This window comes from Natronorubrum sp. A-ect3, from assembly GCF_041821125.1.
GTDB classification, from domain to species: Archaea; Halobacteriota; Halobacteria; order Halobacteriales; family Natrialbaceae; genus Natronorubrum; species Natronorubrum bangense.
On record NZ_JBGUBB010000002.1, the window covers coordinates 506,490 to 520,416 of the forward strand.

Annotated in this window: 16 protein-coding genes; 11 read left to right on the top strand and 5 right to left on the bottom strand. The window is 63.2% G+C overall.

What is annotated here, in order from left to right:
• The first annotated feature begins 37 nt into the window (after window positions 1–37).
• From ACERJA_RS09115 to ACERJA_RS09130, 4 genes are all read left to right on the top strand, one after another.
• A complete protein-coding gene (locus ACERJA_RS09115) occupies window positions 38–979 on the top strand; it encodes a rhomboid family intramembrane serine protease (RefSeq protein ID WP_373607890.1) in 942 nt (313 codons plus the stop codon).
• Between the two features lie 56 nt (window positions 980–1,035).
• Window positions 1,036–1,827 (top strand): endonuclease V, encoded by a 792-nt coding sequence (locus ACERJA_RS09120; RefSeq protein ID WP_373607891.1) that lies wholly within the window; start codon window positions 1,036–1,038, stop codon window positions 1,825–1,827.
• Window positions 1,828–2,054: 227 nt separating this feature from the next.
• Window positions 2,055–2,981, top strand: coding sequence for an SDR family oxidoreductase (locus ACERJA_RS09125; RefSeq protein WP_373607892.1), 927 nt, complete (start codon window positions 2,055–2,057; stop codon window positions 2,979–2,981).
• 85 nt (window positions 2,982–3,066) lie between these two features.
• Window positions 3,067–3,609, top strand: a complete 543-nt coding sequence (locus ACERJA_RS09130) for a hypothetical protein (protein WP_373607893.1) — start codon at window positions 3,067–3,069, stop codon at window positions 3,607–3,609.
• 23 nt (window positions 3,610–3,632) lie between these two features.
• On the opposite strand, the gene ACERJA_RS09135 is transcribed toward ACERJA_RS09130, so the two are convergent.
• Together ACERJA_RS09135 and ACERJA_RS09140 are read right to left on the bottom strand one after the other, a co-directional pair.
• Window positions 3,633–3,869, bottom strand: coding sequence for a DeoR family transcriptional regulator (locus ACERJA_RS09135; protein WP_373607894.1), 237 nt, complete (start codon window positions 3,867–3,869; stop codon window positions 3,633–3,635).
• 299 nt (window positions 3,870–4,168) lie between these two features.
• Window positions 4,169–5,968, bottom strand: a complete 1,800-nt coding sequence (locus ACERJA_RS09140; RefSeq protein WP_373607895.1) for a DASS family sodium-coupled anion symporter — start codon at window positions 5,966–5,968, stop codon at window positions 4,169–4,171.
• 223 nt (window positions 5,969–6,191) lie between these two features.
• Between ACERJA_RS09140 and ACERJA_RS09145 the strand changes: the two genes are divergently transcribed.
• The 3 genes from ACERJA_RS09145 to ACERJA_RS09155 all read left to right on the top strand — a co-directional run bounded on the left by ACERJA_RS09145 (window position 6,192) and on the right by ACERJA_RS09155 (window position 8,413).
• The gene (locus ACERJA_RS09145; protein WP_373607896.1) at window positions 6,192–6,566 is read left to right on the top strand and encodes a 4-oxalocrotonate tautomerase family protein; all 375 of its coding nucleotides are present in this window, start codon (window positions 6,192–6,194) and stop codon (window positions 6,564–6,566) included.
• 91 nt (window positions 6,567–6,657) lie between these two features.
• Window positions 6,658–7,854: an MFS transporter gene (locus ACERJA_RS09150; protein WP_373607897.1), complete on the top strand. Its 1,197-nt coding sequence runs from the start codon at window positions 6,658–6,660 to the stop codon at window positions 7,852–7,854.
• A gap of 97 nt (window positions 7,855–7,951) precedes the next feature.
• Window positions 7,952–8,413 carry a universal stress protein gene (locus tag ACERJA_RS09155; protein ID WP_373607898.1) on the top strand — a complete coding sequence of 154 codons (462 nt, stop codon included), beginning with the start codon at window positions 7,952–7,954 and terminating at the stop codon, window positions 8,411–8,413.
• A gap of 35 nt (window positions 8,414–8,448) precedes the next feature.
• Here the strand turns inward: ACERJA_RS09155 and ACERJA_RS09160 are convergent, their stop codons facing one another.
• The gene (locus ACERJA_RS09160) at window positions 8,449–9,615 is read right to left on the bottom strand and encodes an ArsA family ATPase (RefSeq protein ID WP_373607899.1); all 1,167 of its coding nucleotides are present in this window, start codon (window positions 9,613–9,615) and stop codon (window positions 8,449–8,451) included.
• 243 nt (window positions 9,616–9,858) lie between these two features.
• Here ACERJA_RS09160 and ACERJA_RS09165 point away from each other — a divergent pair, with 243 nt between their 5' ends.
• Window positions 9,859–10,116, top strand: coding sequence for a hypothetical protein (locus tag ACERJA_RS09165; protein ID WP_373607900.1), 258 nt, complete (start codon window positions 9,859–9,861; stop codon window positions 10,114–10,116).
• A 12-nt stretch (window positions 10,117–10,128) separates the two neighbouring features.
• Here the strand turns inward: ACERJA_RS09165 and ACERJA_RS09170 are convergent, their stop codons facing one another.
• Window positions 10,129–11,229 carry a pyridoxal phosphate-dependent aminotransferase gene (locus ACERJA_RS09170; RefSeq protein WP_373607901.1) on the bottom strand — a complete coding sequence of 367 codons (1,101 nt, stop codon included), beginning with the start codon at window positions 11,227–11,229 and terminating at the stop codon, window positions 10,129–10,131.
• A 106-nt stretch (window positions 11,230–11,335) separates the two neighbouring features.
• Here ACERJA_RS09170 and ACERJA_RS09175 point away from each other — a divergent pair, with 106 nt between their 5' ends.
• Window positions 11,336–11,848, top strand: a complete 513-nt coding sequence (locus tag ACERJA_RS09175) for a CinA family protein (RefSeq protein WP_373608472.1) — start codon at window positions 11,336–11,338, stop codon at window positions 11,846–11,848.
• Window positions 11,849–11,951: 103 nt separating this feature from the next.
• Entirely contained in the window at window positions 11,952–12,437 is a 486-nt protein-coding gene (locus tag ACERJA_RS09180) for a metal-dependent hydrolase (protein WP_373607902.1), read from the top strand.
• A 94-nt stretch (window positions 12,438–12,531) separates the two neighbouring features.
• On the opposite strand, the gene ACERJA_RS09185 is transcribed toward ACERJA_RS09180, so the two are convergent.
• On the bottom strand, window positions 12,532–13,521 hold the full coding sequence (locus ACERJA_RS09185; protein WP_373607903.1) for a hypothetical protein: 990 nt from the start codon (window positions 13,519–13,521) through the stop codon (window positions 12,532–12,534).
• Between the two features lie 119 nt (window positions 13,522–13,640).
• Between ACERJA_RS09185 and ACERJA_RS09190 the strand changes: the two genes are divergently transcribed.
• Window positions 13,641–13,925 (top strand): DUF5789 family protein, encoded by a 285-nt coding sequence (locus ACERJA_RS09190; RefSeq protein ID WP_006067476.1) that lies wholly within the window; start codon window positions 13,641–13,643, stop codon window positions 13,923–13,925.
• Window positions 13,926–13,927: the final 2 nt, after the last annotated feature.

Consider the following 13,927-nt stretch of genomic DNA (forward strand, 5'->3'; position numbering starts at 1 on the left):
CCAAATCCCTTAGCGGTGCCACACATACCCCCCGCCAATGGCCACGTGCGACGTCTGTGGGAAGGAAGAAAGCATGCCCTACAACTGTCGGCACTGCGGGGGGACCTACTGTTCGGAACACCGGCTCCCCGAAAACCACAGCTGTGCGGGGCTGCAGAACTGGAACGATCCGCAGGGGGTGTTCGACAGCGGGTTCGACGACGGCATCGAGAGCAGTGGCAGTACGGCTCGGTCCTCGAGCATCACTGACAAACTGCCGATCGATACGGGTCCAGGTGGGCCACTCGCGTACTTCCGCGGGAACGCGACGTACACGTTCCTTGCGTTGATGTGGATCACGTTTCTCCTCCAGTTACTCGTCCAGACGACGTTCGGTTTCGGGGTTCATCGGGCGCTGTTCGTCCTGACACCACAGAATCCGGAGTACGTCTGGACGTGGGTGACATCGATCTTCGCTCACGGTGGCTTTCTGCACATCGTCTTCAACAGCATCGTGATATTCTTCTTCGGCCCGCTCGTCGAGCGCTACGTCGGATCGAAGAAGTTTGCGATCCTGTTCATCGTCAGCGGTGCGCTCGCTGGACTCGGCCAGATCGCGATTCAGTTCTTGCAGGGTCCAATCACGCCGATGACCCCCGGCGTGCTCGGCGCGAGCGGTGCTGCACTCGCGATCATGGGTGTGATCACGATTCTCAACCCGAACCTGACGGTCTACCTCTACTTCATCCTCCCCGTGCCGATCTGGGTGCTCGCAGCAGGGACGGCGCTCATCAGCGTCCTCTTTATCGGCACCGGCGGTGGCGGCAACATCGCCCATATGGCCCACCTCATCGGGCTGGTGATCGGACTCGGCTACGGAGAGTACATCAAGCGCACGCAGAACGTCCGCGCGCCGAGTCAGTTCCAACTCGGCGGTGGCCCAGGTGGTCCCGGCGGTCCCGGCGGTCCTGGTGGCCCGGGCGGCCGTCGTCGCTTCTGAGCCCTCGTTTGGAACCCCGCAACTGATTTTCACCCGCTGCCAACCCTCGAGCAGCTATGGCCCCACCCCGGCCCGACCTCGCACCAGATCCTGGACTCGAGCGCGCGGAGATGGAAACTCTCCAGCGCGAAATCGCGGACGCCGCTGTCTTCGAGGACGAGTTCGCGTTCGATCCGTCGACGCTCGGCGATCCGCTCGCGGCGGCCTCGAGCCCCGACGAGACCCCGATCGTCGCCGGCGTCGATCAGTCGTTTCTCACGAACGCCGACGGCGAGCAGGACCGCGCGCTTTCCGCCGTCGTCGCCATGCAAGGCGGCGAGGTGCTCGAACGCGTCCACGCGGTGACGCCACTCGAGATCCCCTACATCCCGGGCCTGCTCGCGTTCCGCGAGGGTGGGCCGATCCTCGAGGCGCTCGAGGCGCTCTCGGTCGAGCCCGATCTGTTTCTCTTCGACGGCAGCGGGCGCATCCACTTCCGACAGGCCGGCATCGCGACCCACATCGGCGTCGTCCGCGACGTGCCAGCTATCGGCGTCGCCAAGCGCTTACTCTGTGGCTCGCCTCGGGGCGACCTCGAGAACCTCGAAGCAGGGACTCGAGTGTCAATCGAGGCCAACCAGCGCGTCGACGCGCCCGCAGGCACGCTGCTCGGCTACGCCGTCCAGACGCGCCAGTACGAGTCGCCGAACCGGTCCATCAACCCGCTGTACGTCAGCCCCGGCCATCGCGTCGGGCCGGACACCGCGGCCGACATCGTCCTCGCGCTTGCCGACTCGTACAAGCTCCCCGAACCCGTCCGACTGGCCGACAGCTACGCTGGCGAGGCCAAACGCGGCCTCGAGGAGTGACGAGCAGCTGCATTCGAGAGTGTCCTGTCGATCCACGCCCACTAGCTGAGTGACTAGCCACCGACGACAGCGACCCAACCAGCCGCCCGCGGGGGTGGGACTTTCGGGCTGGTCGTTCCACTGCTGACTCGAGAACGCGCCGGGAGACAACTTTCAGTATGGCTGGAACGTACGGTCGGCGCGACAAACCGTCGATACTTAGGTATCGTCTCTCGAACCAGTCATGTATGGCCACCGCTGAGGACGTCGAGGAAACCGACGACGGGCCGGCTGGCACCGTCGTCGAGGACGATCACGAAGCAGACCAGAGAGACGACCGCTACACCCGCAAGAAATGCGTGCTGATCACCGGCTGTTCGTCGGGCATCGGCCGGGCGACGGCAATGGCGTTTCTCGAGAACGACTGGCAGGTGTTCGCAACGGCGCGAAACACCGACCATATCGAGGCACTCGAGGAAGCGGGCTGTACGACGCTCGAACTCGACGTCACCAACCCCGATCAGGTCGCACGGGTCGTCGAACGAACCGTCGAACGCGGCGGCTCGATCGACTGTCTGGTCAACAACGCCGGCTACGCCCAGATGGGGCCGATGGAAGACGTCTCGACGGTCGATCTCCACCGACAGTTCGATGTCAACGTCTACGGCCCTCACCGACTCGTCCGGGCCGCGCTTCCGCACATGCGCGCCCAGGGTAAGGGCCGAATCATCAACGTCTCGAGCGTCATCGGTCGGATCTCGATCCCTGGCTCGGGCGCGTACGCGGGCTCGAAACACGCCCTCGAGGCGATGAGCGACTCACTGCGAGCGGAAGTCGAAGAGTTCGGCATCGACGTCACTATCATCGAACCCGGGCCAGTCGAGACGAACTTCACCGAGCGCGTCGACGAGGAACTGCCCGGCGAGAAGCGAACGCCAGCCTACGAGACGCTGTACGAACTGTACGACGAGATGCAGCTCATCGGCGGCGGGTCGGGCGGCCCCTTCGCCTCCTCGCCCGAGGACGTCGCGGATGCGATTCTCGAGGCGAGCACCGTCTCCGAACCGCCGGCACGGTACCCAGTCGGCGCGCTCGCACAGTACGCTGTCTACGCCCGGTTCTTGCCCGACACGCTGCGTGATGCGGGCTATCGGCTGCTGCAGAAACTCGTCTGAGTCGATCGCTGTGGATGGCTCGCGGGTGCTGTTCGTGAGCATCGACAGAACACTCATAGTCGATCGCTGACAATATACGTTCGAAATGTCCGATTCGACGTCCAGTGTCGTCGCGCTTGCCGATTCCGTCTCCGACCTCCTGTACGGGATCGCCGGCTGGTCGCTCGTCGTGCTCGGACTCATGCTCGCCGGGGCTGGCGGGCGCGTCCTGCTCGAGTTCGGGCTCACCACGTCGGCCACAGTCGGCGCGACCATCCTGTTCGGACTCGCGTTCGTCACGACGGCGTTCGGCCTCTTTGTCAACCCACGGTTTCGTCGGCGACTCGAGCGTCGCCACGCGCCGTCGCAGTTCGGGTGGGTCCAGAGCGTCGACCAGCGAGTGATCCGGCCCGAAGAACAGTGTCGCGAACGCTGTGTCGCCTGTGGCGCACGAATCGAGCAAGGGATGGTTCGGCGCTACCGCGAGGAGTACGCCGTTGCGGGCATTCCCATCTATACGAGATCCGTCGGCTACAATCACTACTGTCTCGAGTGTGCAACGGCCGAACTCCAGGGCGGCGAGCCGGCCGCTGAGACAGCCCGCGAGGACCAGACAGCCAAAAGCGAGTTTTCCATCGAGCGACAGTAACCTCGAACGCGTCGAAAAAGCAGTTAGTCCGCGAGTCGCGTCGGCAGTCGCTCCGTACTAGTCTCGACGAGTGTGTACATCCCGCCCGTACAGCGACGAATGCAGCCGTCTCGCTGCAGTGTCTGACAGTGGCGTTCGACAGTCATTGGATGGGTATCGAGCGCGGTCGCCAGTTCAACGGTCGTCGCCGGACCCGAGCCATCGAGGGCCTCGAGGATTGCGTCTGTCTGTTGCTGTGCTGGGGTGTCCGAGTCTGGCATTCCGTCTCATTTGTGCCATGCTCCAACAGGGGTATCAACCTCGACGCCGGTTCTCAGCCGACTGGAATTACGTTACCGTTGGTTATTCAAGATCGGCGACAGCAGACCAGCGCTGTTGCAGTGTGTCGGTGGCAGTCACAACACCGTTTTCAGTGCTGTTCCCGGCGCACTCGGTGGGAGTCGACACACCCAGCACTCGGCCTCGAAGCTGGCGCTCGAGTTGAGCGACAGCGCCGGCACGATTGCAGGAGTCTGCGATCGAACCGAAAATAGTGAGCCGCGGAGTCAGGACACAGTCGCTACGAGTCCCACTGCTCGACGAACTCGGCTGGGATCGCAGTGATGTCGATTCCCCAGGCAAGTGGCAGCCAGACGACTGCGACGAGCGTGATCAGGATGATCCCGATAACGTTGAGACCAGCCCCGACGCGGGCCATCTGTGGCAGCGAGATGTAGCCGCTGCCGAAGACGATCGCGTTCGGCGGCGTCGCAACCGGCAGCATGAACGCAAAGGAGGCTGCAGTTGCGCCGGCGATCATCAGCCCGTATGGGTGGACGCTGATCCCGACCGCGACGCCGGCGAGAATCGGCATCAACATCGCCGTCGTCGCCGTGTTCGAGGTCACTTCGGTCAGGAAGATCGTCATCATCACGACGGCCAGCAGGATGAGGACCATCGAGACGCCCTCGAGCAGTTGGAGCTGTTCGCCGACCCAGACTGCGAGGCCAGTTTCACCGAAGCCGGCGGCGATCGCGAGGCCGCCACCGAACAGGAGGATAACCCCCCACGGGATGTCGACCGCGTTCGACCAGTCGAGCAGGAAGGTGTGGTCACCGTCCTCGGTCTTCGTCGGCAGGGTGAACAGAACCAACGCGCCGCCGATGGCGACGATGGTGTCGGCGTCATCGGGTGGGGTGATTCCAAGCACTGGCTCGAGCAGGCTCGCTCCGATCCAGGCGGCGGCCATCCCAATGAAGACGACGAGCACCCGTCGTTCCGGCGAACTCATCGAGCCGAGTTTCTCGAGTTCGGCGTCGATCGTATCGGCCCCCATCGGCAGCTGGTCGAACTGTGGAGACATCGCAACGCGGGTGACGTAGATGTAGACGGCCACGAGGCCGACGATCGAGATCGGAACGCCGTAGAGCATCCACTCGGCGAAGCCGATCGTCGTATCGAAGAGTTCGCCCGCCTGGCCCGCAAAGAGGATGTTCGGCGGCGTGCCGATGAGTGTCGCGACGCCGCCGACGGAGGCGCCGTAGGCGATACAGAGCATGAGCGCGATCCCGAACGAGAAGTTCCCTTCGCTGGTGTCGATGTCGAGTCCAGTCTCGTCGACCAGGTCAGCGGTCTGGTAGATGACAGCCAGCGCGATAGGGACCATCATCATCACGGTCGCGCTGTTGGAGACCCACATCGAGAGGAACGCCGTGGCGACCATAAAGCCGAGAATGAGCCGCGAAGGCTTCGTGCCGACGGCCTTGATTGTCCGCAGTGCAATACGCTTGTGGAGTCCCCACCGCTGCATCGCCATGGCGAGGAAAAAGCCACCCATAAAGAGGAAGATCAGCGGGTGCCCGTACGACGGCGTCGTCTCTGCAACTGGGAGCGCCCCGGTCAACGGGAACAGGACGATCGGGAGCAGCGACGTCGCGGGGATCGGAATCGCTTCCGACATCCACCAGACGGCGACCCACGCGGTGACGGCCGCGACGGCCTGACCCGCGGGCTCGAGGCCGGCTGGTGTCGGCGCGAGGAAGATCAGCGCGAATAGGATCGGACCGAGAACGAAGCCGATCTTCTGGCGCAGTCCGTACGAGCCGTCGACGTCGAAGGGCGATTTGTCGTTGCCACCTTGCCCGTCGCCGCCGCTTCCAGCGTTGGCAGCCGACCCGGGCCCCTCACCGGTCGTCTGGCCACCGTCACTGAGCGCTTTCTCTGCGAGGCGCTTTTCCTCGTCCGAAACGCCGTCCATATCTTTGACCATGGCCGGCCCATCGAGCGTGAGATACGCCTTCGTCTGTGCGTTGAGCCGCCACAGATAGATCCAGATGTTCTGAATGAACTTTTGAAGTGTTTTGTGAGAGTCGTACACCATTTTTCGAGTCTGTTTCGAATAGGCACTATAAATTGTGTCGATTCCATCCAAGAATTATCACTATTGTTCCGGTAGATAACCAAGAGTCAAGTAAACACGTCTCTAGTTGTCTTTTGACAGGTCGGGAAGACCACAGAGCGAGCGGCTCGAGTGAGGAACGCGAGTCGTAGCTGCATCGACTGGCCGTCGGAACCCACAAAACAGCGGCTGTCGAACTCGAGGTATGCCGCTGTTACAGTTTGATACGACGGTGTCGCTGTCAGCCGACGAGAAAACGGCGATCGCAGAGCGGGTGACGGAGCTGTATACGACTGAGATGGCGACGACGGCGGGTCACGTCGCGGTGACGATTCGTGAACACGACTCGGCCGCTCTCCACCTCGGGCGGGCTGTCGAGGGGCCGCTGGTGTTTCTCGACGCCGAGATCCGACAGGGCCGGTCGTTCGACCGCAAGCGTGCGTTCGCGGTCGCGACCATGACGTATCTCGGCGAGACGTTCGATATCCCCGACAAGAACATGAAGGTCGTGTTCACCGAACACCCTGGTGAGGCGATGATGGGTGTCGACCGTGTCGGCGGTGAGTGGAACGGCGAGTAACGTCGTTTCGGTCGATCCACATTCCGGCTGTGGTGTACGGCATCGAGATCAGCACAGTGAAGCACGTCCTCGCGCAAGCACGCGACGTTCAATGGATCGGTCGTACTGGCGGACTGTCTCGCTTGTGACACTGTGGCAGGTCTCAGCAAGTATCTGTTACTACGCTGTCTTTGCCGCGACACCGTTTTTCCGCGATGAGTTCGGGCTCTCTCGGTTTTCGGTAGGGCTCGTCGTCACCGCACTCACGCTCGGGTATGCGATCTGGCTGTTGCCGGTCGGTGCGCTGGTCGATCGCTTCGGAGAGGGGCGAACACTCACACTCGGCCTCGTCGGGTTGGCGGCCGGCGTCACGCTGGTCGCTGGTGCGCCGACGTACGCAGCTTTGCTCGCAGCGGTGTTTTTCCTCGGATCACTGTACGCGACGGCGATGCCGGGAACGAACAAGGCGATCTACGATAACGTCACTGCGGGCCGGCAGAATCTTGCGATCGGGATCAAACAGGTCGGCGTCACCGCCGGTAGCGGGATCAGCGCCCTGCTCGTGACCGGGCTTGCCGGTGTCCTGTTCTGGCAAGCCGGCTTCGTGATCGCCGCAGGTGTTGGCGTCGTCGTCGCCGGCTGTTTTGCGCTGTGGTACCCACAGCAAAGAGACGGTGGCCGTGCGTCGTATCCGGACTTTCGAGGCCTCTCACGCAATCGGCCGTATCGGACGCTCGTCGCGGCAGGGTTTTTCCTCGGCGCAGCACTGTTTACGACGACCGGTTACACCGTCCTCTACGTCGAAGAGTCGGTCGGCGTTTCAGTCGCCTTCGGTGGCGTCGTCCTCGCGCTCGTCCAGCTCTTTGGCAGCGGTGGCCGTCTCCTCACGGGCTGGCTGAGCGACACTCTTCCCGGCGACCCACAACACCGGATCGGCGCGATCCTGATCGTCCAGGCACTGGCCAGTGCCGTGTTGTTCGTCGTCGTCGCGATGACCTCGAGTCCGTGGGGCGCTGCCGTCGCGTTCTCTGCACTCGGTTTCTTCGTCCTCGGCAACACCGGCGTCTACTACTCGTATATGGCGACGCTAGTCTCAGCCGACGAGATGGGCGGGGCGACCGCCGGCGGCCAACTCTCGCTCGTCGCCGGCTCGGTCGTCGCCCCACCCGCCTTTGGCTATCTCGCCGACACCGTCGGCTACCGCGGCTCGTGGTGGCTGCTTGCCGTCGGCTCGGTCGTCGCCGCCGGCCTCCTGCTGGCTGCGGTTCGACTCGAGTCGCCGGTCGATGAGCCGGCGATGCGTGAGTGATGCGTGGGTTCATGGGAGAACATGTGAATTGATGACAACTATCGGACACAGCAGCGAGAAAGAGCTATTTTAGGCCCCCGGGGTTGAACGCCAGTACATGTACCGTATCTTACTTCCGGTCGATACGAACGAGTCACGAGCGCGTGCCCAGGTCGACGCCGTCCTCGAGCTGCCTGCCGCTGGCGAAGCGGTTCTCGTCGATGTGGTTCACGTCCACGACGAGACGACGCCGGACGCCGAGTGGGCGGCTGGCGGGTTTTCCGAGACCTATACGGAAGAGATGGCAGCGAACGTCAAAGAGAGCAGTCGCATTCCAGCGTCGGTTGAGGCCGTTATCGACGTTCTCGAGTCGGCCGACATCGAGTACGTGGTCCACGAGGCCTCCGGCGAGCCAGCCGACACGATCCTCGAGATTGCAACAGAACAGGACAGCGACGTGATCGTGCTCGGAAACGGCAACCAGTCGCCAGTCGGGAAGATGCTCTTTGGTAGCGTCGCTCAGGACGTCGTTCTCGAAAGCGACCGGCCGGTGACCGTCGTTCCAGCCGAGTCAGAGTAGCGCTCTCTGTTCCTGACAAACGCGGTGTGAGTGTCTTACCGTAGGCAGGCCCCGACGACCTCGAGCATCTCCTCGCCACGAACTTCGTGGGCAAACAGCGGGACGCGTCGCACGTCGGTCCCGCGGAAGAGATCCTGCGCTTCTGTGAGTGCGGACTGCTGGACATCCCAGCGCCGCTGACAGAACTCACAGTCGTCCAGATTGGGCTGGAGGAACTCACCCTCGACGTCGTCAGTCACGTCGGAGAGCGGTTCCATCACGCGGTTGACGACGACGGTGCCAACCGGAATGTCGAACTCGTCGAGTTGCTGGCGCAGGCGCTTGGATTCGAAGACACTCATCTCCTCGGGCACCATGACGATTCGGAAGTCCGTCCGGGCGGAGTCACGCAGCGCTGCCCGAAGCCGTTCGATTCGTTCGCGCAGTTCCTCTAAATCCTCGAGATCACCCTCCTGTTCCGGCGGCTCTTGGCCGCCGAACATCCCTTTCATCCCCTCGAACATCCCGCTGAGTCGCTGTCGGAACGTGAGGATGCGCCCCATCATCGAGTCCATCAGTTCGGGCAGCTGGAGCAGTCTCAGGGTGTGGCCTGTGGGCGCGGTGTCGACGACCACGCGCTCGAATCGGGGATCATCGAGATACTCGAGCAACAGCTGCATTGCGGCGGCCTCGTCGGCACCAGGCATCGCACCGCCGAAGAGGGCGTCCATCGGCGACTCCTCGCCGCCGAGCAGCTCGCCAAGCCCACCCATCGGACCGCCAGCACCAGCAGCCCCTGGACCGCCCTCGCCGCCGAGGAAAGCCGCCTGCCCGTTTTCCATGGCGTGTTCCGGATCGATCTCGGCCCCATAGAGCGGGATATCGTCGCGAATGCGACCGGGTTCGGCCGGAACGGTCGTTTCGAACGTGTCCGACAGCGAGTGTGCCGGGTCCGTCGAGACGACGAGCGTGCTGGTCCCATCGCGGGCGCTCTCGAGGGCCGTCGCGGCGGCCATCGTCGTCTTCCCGACACCGCCTTTCCCGCCGTAAAGCACGTAATCGGGGCCGTCGAAGGGCTCGTCGGACGGCGCGACGTCGATCGTCTCTCGCTCATCCTCTGTGACGGAGTCGGTTGGCGTCACTTCGATGCTGTGTGCGCCGTCATCGTCCGCTGTCGCGTCCTCGGCCGCCTCGTCGACTGGCTCGACGTCGATTCCACTCATACCAGCCGCTTGGACTCCCGACACGAGTAGTCGTCGGTCTCGAGCGAGCCGATGATCGACATCCTAGAGGTGTGCTATCCCAAGACACTTTTGAATGTCACCTAGGATCACCCTAATACATACTAGGAGTTCTCGAAGAATCTTCACATCATATAATTGTACCACCCCTAACATTAATTAGGAGAACGTTGGCGTTTCACTCAGACCAACGACGGTGAGACATCATCGCCGTTTCACGACCCCATGACATCCCAACTCATCCAGAACGCCGCCGACGCAACGACCGACCGCACCGATACCGAACGATTCCCCTACGAAGGTGACCGCTCCGGCTACTCACTGCCGACAGCCACTGCGCGAGGCGTCCTCCGGCCGACCGACACGTCCGAAGCGATCGGTGCCGCTGGCTCGCTCGACTGCCCGGCCTGTGACAGCGAGACGACCAACGGCGCCGGCCTGTTTGCGTGTACCGACTGTTCGTGGGAGGGGACGCTCCGATAGCGTTGGAGCCCGTTAGTTGAAGTACGTCGCCAGCCGCGCAGCGGCTTCTTCGACGCGCGGCGTAACGAGCGCAAACCGGAGCCAGTCGCGGCGTGAATCGCCGAAGGCCTCACCCGGCATCCCAGCGACACCAGCCTCGTCGATCAGGCGCTCGACGTTCTCGAGCGTGCCGGGATAGCCGTCGAAGCGCGCCAGCACGTAAAACGAGCCCTGTGGCGTACTGTATTCTGCACCCGCCGCATCCAGCGCATCGGTGAACGTCTCGACGCGCTCGCGGAGCAACTCACGGTTCTGTTCGTAGTACGCCGGCCCCGTCTCACGAAGCGCCTGCAACACGGCGTACTGGCTGGGGCGACTGCCGGCGACGTTGACCAGCATATGCCGACTCTTGGCGTTCTCGACGAGGTCCGGTGGGAAGATCGCGTAGCCGACGCGAAAGCCCGTAATCGCCATCGATTTCGAGAACGCGTTGGTGACGATCCGATGATCCGAGTCGACAGCAAGCGCACTCGAGAACGTCCCTGAGAGGTCGTAGTGGTCGTACACCTCGTCGCTGACGAGAATCGCGTCGTACTCCTCGGCGATCTCGACCAGCGCTTCGATCGTCTCCTTGGGGTAGACCGCGCCTGTCGGGTTGTTCGGCGAGTTAACGACGATTGCTGCGGTCTCCTCGCTTGCGTCAGCGCGGACATCGGCGGGATCGAGGTGGCCCGTCTCGTCCGTCGGGACGAACCGCTGTCGCCCGCCGAGCATCGTCGTCTTCCCGGGGTAGTAGGGATAGACCGGGTCTGCCAGGACGATCTCGTCACCGCGGTCGCGCTCGAGTGCGCGGGCCATCGCCAGGTAGTTCGCCTCGCCGGCCCCGTTCGTGATGACGACCTGCTCGGTGTCGACACCTCGGCGGGCAGCGATCTCCTCGCGCAACTCGCGCAAGCCGTGACTCGGCGGGTACTGGAACTGGTCGGGCTCGAGGTCGGCGTACTCGTGGAGCCCGTCGCGGAGCGCTTGCGGTGGCTCCCAGTCTGGGTTTCCGCTGACCATGTCGATCACGTCGCGGTCCGCCCGGTCTGCATACTCCATCACGTGAAAGAACAGCGGCGTCTCGTAGTTCATATCGGAAGCACGGAGGGGATGGACCGTCGTTCTTTCCGTTTTCTACCGACGCCGACCGTCGACCCTCGCTTTGACGGTCCGGGAACGCGTCGGCTCGCATATGAGTATGACCGACGACATCGATCACGACCTCTCGACGGCGGTCGGCGACGCGCTTCGAGCGCGCGGAGAGACCGTCGCCGTCGCTGAGTCCTGTACTGGCGGCCTGATTGGCGCGGCGATTACGGCCGTCCCGGGCGCAAGCGACTACTTCGATTCGGCGCTGGCGACCTACGCCTACGACGCCAAACGCCGCCACCTCGGCGTCAGTCGTGAAGCACTCGACGAACACGGTGCCGTCTCCGAACCCGTCGCCCGCCAGATGGCCCAGGGTGTCCGAGACGTCACCAACGCCACCTGGGGCGTCGCAACAACGGGAATCGCCGGCCCGACTGGTGGGACCGAGGACAACCCAGTCGGGACCGTCTATATCGGCGTCGCCTACGCCGGCCCGTGGGGTAGCGAGTCGTCGTTTGCATCCGTCTCCCGCTACGTCTTCGACGGCGACCGCGACGCCGTCCGCACAAAGACCGTCGAGCAGGCACTCGAGGACCTGCTCGCAGCGATCGACGCACAGTAGACACGACGGAACGACCGCTACTGGTCAGCGCGACGACTGATTCGGCACGACGACACTCTCCGAAAGAAAACTATTCGAGGCTTGCACCGCCAGTGGCGGGTAGATGAACAAGAAGGGACACGTTCTCAACGCCGTGCTCTTGAGTCTCGGTCTGGGGTATCTGCTCGAGCCAGCCGGAGACCTCGAGACGTTTCGAACGATCATCGCGATCGGGGTGCCGGTCACACTCGGCGCGATGGTGCCGGACATCGACACCGCGTTCGGGAAACACCGCAAGACGTTGCACAACCTGCCGCTTTTGGCCGGCTTTCTCGCCTTTCCGTACGTCTTTGGCAACCTCGAGTACGTCTGGATCGGTGTGTTGACCCACTACGTGCTCGATATGGCGGGCAGCAGGCGCGGTATCGCGCTGTTTTACCCGCTCACGAAAAAAGAGTACGGGCTCCCGACAGGCGTCACCGTCAGCAGCAATCGCGCGGATCTGGTAACGGTGATCATCACCGCACTCGAGTTGCTTGTCGTCGCCCTGATCGTCTATGAGGTCCCCCAGTGGGGCTTCGAGATGGGGCGACAGGCAGCCGGATTCTAGATCGGCACACGACCCGCTGTGACGGCTCGAGGATGTTGGATCGAAAACGAAAATAGAACGTGATCGACGGCTCTGTGGTCGCTTTTCGACGGCGTTATCGGTTGTTCGGCGTCCACTCCTCGCAGGCGTCCATATCGTCCATCGCCGTCTCGTGGTGGGCACAGTAGGGAACCATCCCATCCGACGAGCGAACGTACTCGAACTGGCTGCAGTTGCCACAGTAGCGGTCCGTGGGTTCTGCCGGCTGTTCTGTCGGTGCGTCGACGATCTCCGCATCGTGGCCGTCGCCAGCATCGATCGGCGAGCTGATATCGGAGGCAGCCGTGCCGCCGTCGCTGGTCGCTACGCCGGTGGTCTGGGCTCGAGTGCGGCCAGTGTTGGTCCCCGTTCCAGCGTTGGACCCCGACGTCGGTGCTGACTCCACCGACGCGTCGTCGTATGAGAGCGTCGTGCCGTCGGCGTCGGTCGCGTTGGTCTGGGTTTCGACCTCGCCGTCGGGCGTCCCACCGAAGAAGCCGACACCGCCGAGACCGCTCGAGTCGCCGTCTGATTCGTCGGTCTTGACGACGGTCGTGTTGTGGCGCGTAACGTTCATCTCGAGCATACCGCCCGGATCGTTGCGTCGTTTGAACGTTGCGACGGCGGCGAACAGACACCAGATCGCGGTGATGAGTCCGAGCAGATAGATTACCGAGACCTCGAGCGTGAGCTGATCGCCACCGTATCGCCAGTGTTCGGGGTAGGCATGCCAGAACAGGGCGACGCCGAACAGACAGAGACTTGCGCTGATCGCGGCGGTGGCCTGCACGCGGCGGCTGGCGGGCAACACGACGAAGACGCCGACGAGGACGATGGGAACACTGAGCCCGGCGAGTACGCCAGCAGCACGAACGGTCGCGAACTGGGGTGCCATCCCCTCCGAGAGCGCGATTGCGTACTCGCCAAAGAGGTCAGTCGTCGCCACGAGCACGGCGACGACGGCCAGAATCGCACCGAGCAAGACGAGCGCCGTCCCCGTATACAGTCGCCTGGGGCTCGCCACCTCCCGTGCGCTTCCGTCGTAGGCCTCCGTCAGACTTGTCATGCACGGTGATTGTACCTCCCGTCACAAAACGGTACGTCAGACACATTTCGAAGGATAGAGAGGTATCGACGACCCCCGGAAACGAAAGCTTGAATCGACGCGCTCGCAAACGAAGGCGTATGAGCGACGAGGACGACGAAGAGCCGGCTGTGACGCTCGGAGACCAGACCCCAATCGAGGGCGCACCCCTCGCCCGCGTCACGTCGCGACTGACGTGGCCGAAAGAAAAGAGCGAAGTCGACCGTCTCGAGGGCGACAGCGTCATTCGAACGCCCGATGGACCACAGTCGCTGTCGAGCATTCTCGAGGCAGTCGACGAGACGTACTTCCAGCGCCACCAGGAGTTCGAAACCCACGTTCGGGACGTTATCGGCACTGGACCGATTCCGACCGCAGACGAGTAACG

What these genes read in the sequence shown, in the direction of transcription:
- ACERJA_RS09115 (WP_373607890.1), top strand. Translation starts at nt 38, where the DNA reads ATGGCCACGTGCGACGTCTGTGGGAAGGAAGAAAGCATGCCCTACAAC.
- ACERJA_RS09120 (WP_373607891.1), top strand. Translation starts at nt 1,036, where the DNA reads ATGGCCCCACCCCGGCCCGACCTCGCACCAGATCCTGGACTCGAGCGC.
- ACERJA_RS09125 (WP_373607892.1), top strand. Translation starts at nt 2,055, where the DNA reads ATGGCCACCGCTGAGGACGTCGAGGAAACCGACGACGGGCCGGCTGGC.
- ACERJA_RS09130 (WP_373607893.1), top strand. Translation starts at nt 3,067, where the DNA reads ATGTCCGATTCGACGTCCAGTGTCGTCGCGCTTGCCGATTCCGTCTCC.
- ACERJA_RS09135 (WP_373607894.1), bottom strand. Translation starts at nt 3,869, where the DNA reads ATGCCAGACTCGGACACCCCAGCACAGCAACAGACAGACGCAATCCTC.
- ACERJA_RS09140 (WP_373607895.1), bottom strand. Translation starts at nt 5,968, where the DNA reads ATGGTGTACGACTCTCACAAAACACTTCAAAAGTTCATTCAGAACATC.
- ACERJA_RS09145 (WP_373607896.1), top strand. Translation starts at nt 6,192, where the DNA reads ATGCCGCTGTTACAGTTTGATACGACGGTGTCGCTGTCAGCCGACGAG.
- ACERJA_RS09150 (WP_373607897.1), top strand. Translation starts at nt 6,658, where the DNA reads ATGGATCGGTCGTACTGGCGGACTGTCTCGCTTGTGACACTGTGGCAG.
- ACERJA_RS09155 (WP_373607898.1), top strand. Translation starts at nt 7,952, where the DNA reads ATGTACCGTATCTTACTTCCGGTCGATACGAACGAGTCACGAGCGCGT.
- ACERJA_RS09160 (WP_373607899.1), bottom strand. Translation starts at nt 9,615, where the DNA reads ATGAGTGGAATCGACGTCGAGCCAGTCGACGAGGCGGCCGAGGACGCG.
- ACERJA_RS09165 (WP_373607900.1), top strand. Translation starts at nt 9,859, where the DNA reads ATGACATCCCAACTCATCCAGAACGCCGCCGACGCAACGACCGACCGC.
- ACERJA_RS09170 (WP_373607901.1), bottom strand. Translation starts at nt 11,229, where the DNA reads ATGAACTACGAGACGCCGCTGTTCTTTCACGTGATGGAGTATGCAGAC.
- ACERJA_RS09175 (WP_373608472.1), top strand. Translation starts at nt 11,336, where the DNA reads ATGACCGACGACATCGATCACGACCTCTCGACGGCGGTCGGCGACGCG.
- ACERJA_RS09180 (WP_373607902.1), top strand. Translation starts at nt 11,952, where the DNA reads ATGAACAAGAAGGGACACGTTCTCAACGCCGTGCTCTTGAGTCTCGGT.
- ACERJA_RS09185 (WP_373607903.1), bottom strand. Translation starts at nt 13,521, where the DNA reads ATGACAAGTCTGACGGAGGCCTACGACGGAAGCGCACGGGAGGTGGCG.
- ACERJA_RS09190 (WP_006067476.1), top strand. Translation starts at nt 13,641, where the DNA reads ATGAGCGACGAGGACGACGAAGAGCCGGCTGTGACGCTCGGAGACCAG.